The 3,793-nt window shown below is 47.9% G+C and carries 5 protein-coding genes and 1 pseudogene; 3 read left to right on the forward strand and 3 right to left on the reverse strand.

Going from position 1 to position 3,793, the window contains the following annotated elements; genetic code table 11:
* Positions 1-272 precede the first annotated feature (272 nt).
* Together OCT58_RS10075 and OCT58_RS10080 are read left to right on the forward strand one after the other, a co-directional pair.
* On the forward strand, positions 273-806 hold the full coding sequence (locus OCT58_RS10075) for a TetR/AcrR family transcriptional regulator (RefSeq protein WP_267202698.1): 534 nt from the start codon (positions 273-275) through the stop codon (positions 804-806).
* Positions 807-910: 104 nt separating this feature from the next.
* Positions 911-1,651, forward strand: coding sequence for a glucose 1-dehydrogenase (locus OCT58_RS10080; protein ID WP_267202699.1), 741 nt, complete (start codon positions 911-913; stop codon positions 1,649-1,651).
* A gap of 156 nt (positions 1,652-1,807) precedes the next feature.
* On the opposite strand, the gene OCT58_RS10085 is transcribed toward OCT58_RS10080, so the two are convergent.
* Positions 1,808-2,383, reverse strand: coding sequence for a pentapeptide repeat-containing protein (locus OCT58_RS10085; protein WP_267202700.1), 576 nt, complete (start codon positions 2,381-2,383; stop codon positions 1,808-1,810).
* Between the two features lie 195 nt (positions 2,384-2,578).
* On the opposite strand from OCT58_RS10085, the gene OCT58_RS10090 reads away from it, so the two are divergent.
* Positions 2,579-3,307: a DUF3021 family protein gene (locus tag OCT58_RS10090; RefSeq protein WP_267202701.1), complete on the forward strand. Its 729-nt coding sequence runs from the start codon at positions 2,579-2,581 to the stop codon at positions 3,305-3,307.
* Between the two features lie 28 nt (positions 3,308-3,335).
* Here OCT58_RS10090 and OCT58_RS10095 read toward each other — a convergent pair whose 3' ends face one another.
* Positions 3,336-3,629, reverse strand: coding sequence for a HigA family addiction module antitoxin (locus tag OCT58_RS10095; RefSeq protein ID WP_267202702.1), 294 nt, complete (start codon positions 3,627-3,629; stop codon positions 3,336-3,338).
* 62 nt (positions 3,630-3,691) lie between these two features.
* Positions 3,692-3,793, reverse strand: a pseudogene (locus tag OCT58_RS10100) (IS30 family transposase); the annotation flags it as partial.

The following is a 3,793-nucleotide window of genomic DNA, read 5'->3' on the forward strand; positions in this document are numbered from 1 at the left end:
TTGATTCTCGACGCTTAGCTTTTAAAACACCTTGGTACCAAGGCTTATTTAAGTGCGTCAAAAATCTGGTCAAAACAAGTTTGTCAGTGATAATTTTATCTTGACTTATTACCACATGACTTGTATTTTAATTGGATTTTAATATAACATACTGGGCCGGATTTTCAAACCCCAATCAGGAAGTCGTGCCACTTTTTGCTTGTATTTTGCGAGACAACTTGTATCCTTTATTTGGAGCTGTGAAAGGAAATCAATAAAGGAGCATTTTGATCATGGATAAGCGCAAAAAACAGGTTAAGGAACGCCTCCTGCAGGCACTGCGGACCATTACTACCAACAAAAGCCTCGGTCATGTGACCGTCACCGACCTCGTTACGGAGTCCGGGGTCGCCCGGGCCAGCTTTTACCGAAATTTCAAGGGAATTGCCGACCTCATCGACTACGGTGTTAACCAGCTCCGGGAAGAATATTGGAAGAACGCGCCCCAAAATAAGGGCAGCTTTGTGGAACCGGCAATGTTGGAATACACCTTCTCCTTTTACTACCAAAATCGAAACTTGATTCTCTCCTTTCATCACGCCGGCACCTCAACCACGGTTTTAGAAATCATCACCGAAAGCATGGCCCTTTCCTACGGCACGATGCCCGCTAACTCCATTCTGCGCTACCGGCTCTACTACTATGCCGGGGCGCTCGACAACATGATGATCCACTGGCTGGAGAGCGGCGCCAAGGAATCACCGCACGAAATGGCCCTGGCCTTCCTGCAGTTTGCTAATTTCACTCCAGAAAGCGAGACAAAATAGCAATCCGTGTATCATAAGTTGGCTTGTTTCCACCACCTTTCTGCCATATCATGCACTTGTAAGCGCTTATGTGATTAATTTAACAGACAGAAAGGAAGATCATTATGGGTCAATTAGATGGAAAGGTTGCTATTATTACTGGTGCCGCCAGTGGATTCGGGTTAGCAGACGCCAAGGCCTTTGTTAAGGAAGGGGCCAAGGTTGTAATGACGGATCTCAATGAAGAAGAAGGCCAAAAGCAGGCCACGGCCCTTGGCGACAATGCCATTTTTGTCAAGCAGGACGTTTCAAAGGAAGAGGAATGGCAGAAAGTGTTTGACAAGGCCAAGGAGACTTTTGGTCCGGTGAATGCAATGGTTAACAACGCCGGGATTCTGGTCTTTGACAATGCTGAAACCGTGACGCTGGACGACCTTCACAAGACCCTTTCGGTCAACCTCGACGGTGTCGTTCTCGGTGAAAAGTACGGGATCATCAACATGAAGAAGACCGGTGGCTCAATTGTCAACATGAGCTCCATCGCCGGCATCATCGGGGTGCCAAAGGTCTTCTCCTACGCTGCCTCTAAGGGGGCCGTTCGGGTAATTACCAAGGCGGCGGCCCTGCACTGCTGCAACAACCACTACCCGATCCGGATCAACTCAATTCACCCCGGATACGCACATACGCCAATGATTGACATTTATCCAGACATGCGGAGTTCCGCCATTGAGGCCCAGCACCCAATGGGCCGCTTAGCTCGTCCGGAGGAAATTGCCAACCTCGCCGTCTTCCTTGCTTCGGACAAGTCCTCATTCAGCACCGGCTCAGAGTTCCTTGTTGATGGTGGATACACTGCACAATAAAAGTTAAATTTGGGATCGCCTTCTTACTGACATGCTCCCCTGCGCGTAGATACGAAATCAATCTATACGCGGGGGAGTTTTCATTTCTGGCCGTGCCAGTAAGCAAAAGCAAACAGCCCCATTCTGGATCAAAATCCAAAATGGGGCTGTTGTTGTCTAATTAAGTTTGATATCCAGCGAGTCCAGCAGGCTCATCGCGTCCGGATAGGTGAAACTGGCCTTCTGCAGCTGATTGGTATGGAGGTCAATGAAATAACCGTGGGCATCACTGAAGTCGGCGCGCTTGAGATTGTTGTTCAAAAACTGGGTATCCACCAGTTCGCAGCCGACAAAGGACGCCCCGTTCAGGTCACACTCTTCAAAATTAGAGTTGAGAATCTCGTTACCAGCAAAGCTGAAGTGCGGCAGGTCCAGGCCGATAAAATTGTTGTACTTCAGGAGGCTGTTGGTGAGCCGGTCGATCACCAACGAGTACTTGTTGATCACCAGGTCCGCCCAGCTGATGCCAATCAGGTTGCAATCGCTGATCCGCAGGTTGCGGGCCGCCGAGAAAGTCAGAACCGGATTGACAATTGTACAATGGTCGAAGCTGCATTCCATGAAGCGCACGTTCTGTAGCTGGGCACCCTCGATTTGACAGTTGCTAAACTGGCAGTCGATGAAGTCGGTGTCCGTAAGCTCCAGTTCGCTCTCCGTGAGATCGGTGAAGGTTTGGTCTTCGTAGGTTTTCATTTTCTTCGCTCCTAATTGATTAGTCGCTTTTTATCTTATCAGATGTCATCCGGTGGGAACAAGCGTTCTGAAACCGAAAAAGCCATTTATTCAACCGTTTAGCCCTTCTGAATAACCGATTAGCTGCCAAAACAATTAATCGTAACAGGTTTTGCTATACTCAAAGTGGCGATTAGTATAGAAAGGAGGAAGAACATGAAAATCAACTTTCACATTGACCCGGAACTCAAGACCGAACACATCGATCTCTGGCTTCATAAGATAACCCCAGAAATCGATCGACTAATTCAACAAATTGGAGCTGCCAATCAGACCCTCTGGTGCCACGTCGACGCACAAATTATCCCGGTGAGCTATCAGGACATCTTCTGTCTGGAAGCAGCGGACCGGGGGATCAATGTCTTCACCGCCGACCAGCAATTATTCTATCATGACCGGCTCTCGCGACTGAAAGAGGAGCTGCCGAACGATTTTATCACCGCTTCCCGAAGCGCGATTTTCAACTTTGCCGCAATCGGGGTCTTATTTGGCCCGATAATTTCACTCGCTTTTAACTACGTTTACGGGGCTTCCTCATATTACCCTTCCGCCCCCAGCTTTGTCGGTCATTTCGAGCATGTTCTCAACGCCGTCTCCATCTCGGCCCTCCTCTGGGCAACTATCGGCGAACTCTTTGGCTTTGGCAGTTTCATCTTTTCGATTGAACGGTGGTCACTGCGCAAGCGGACGGTCATCAACTTTGTAACCTATTACCTTGGCCTGAGCGTTTTAGCGATTCTCGCTGGCTGGTTTCCGCTCAACGGCGCGAACTTTGCCGTCTTCACCCTGATCTTTGTCGCAATTTACGTCACAATCTGGCTATATAGCTCTTACCGGGCACACAAAGAGATCCATGTGATTAACCAAAAAATCAAAAAGAAATAGCAAGATGGTGGAAAAATAAATTGCTGAACTATTTCAAGCTATATTGACGGATAGCGTCGTATTCGGCACCGTGAGCCTGCTTTTCATTCCGCATGTCAATATCGTTTTGCAGACGCAGAAAATACAAATCCGACACGCCAAAGAAACGACCAAGGCGGATTGATGTATCAACGCTAACCCGCCGCCGGTCATGCAAAAGATCCTGGATCCGTGACACGGGAACATTGATTTCTTTAGCCACTTCATAAGCAGAAAGATGGAGCGGCTTGATAAATTCTTCATTCAGGATCTCGCTAATTTTCGGGGTTGCTATTTTAGCCATTGTCTTTCCTCCAATCAATCTATTTCTTTTGCCGATTTAATAACCCGAAATGTCAAATTAAGTTAGAAAAAAGCTAGTTGCTCATCGGTGACGTGCTTCATGAATACTTCAAGTGGTGTGCGGTAGTTCAATGACTTGCGAGGAATGTTATTCCGACGATGCAT

It is taken from the genome of Limosilactobacillus kribbianus (genome assembly GCF_026413145.1).
GTDB lineage: Bacteria > Bacillota > Bacilli > Lactobacillales > Lactobacillaceae > Limosilactobacillus > Limosilactobacillus kribbianus.

Excerpts from the sequence above, each read along its gene's own strand:
- OCT58_RS10075 (WP_267202698.1), top strand. The coding sequence starts at position 273 with ATGGATAAGCGCAAAAAACAGGTTAAGGAACGCCTCCTGCAGGCACTG.
- OCT58_RS10080 (WP_267202699.1), top strand. The coding sequence starts at position 911 with ATGGGTCAATTAGATGGAAAGGTTGCTATTATTACTGGTGCCGCCAGT.
- OCT58_RS10085 (WP_267202700.1), bottom strand. The coding sequence starts at position 2,383 with ATGAAAACCTACGAAGACCAAACCTTCACCGATCTCACGGAGAGCGAA.
- OCT58_RS10090 (WP_267202701.1), top strand. The coding sequence starts at position 2,579 with ATGAAAATCAACTTTCACATTGACCCGGAACTCAAGACCGAACACATC.
- OCT58_RS10095 (WP_267202702.1), bottom strand. The coding sequence starts at position 3,629 with ATGGCTAAAATAGCAACCCCGAAAATTAGCGAGATCCTGAATGAAGAA.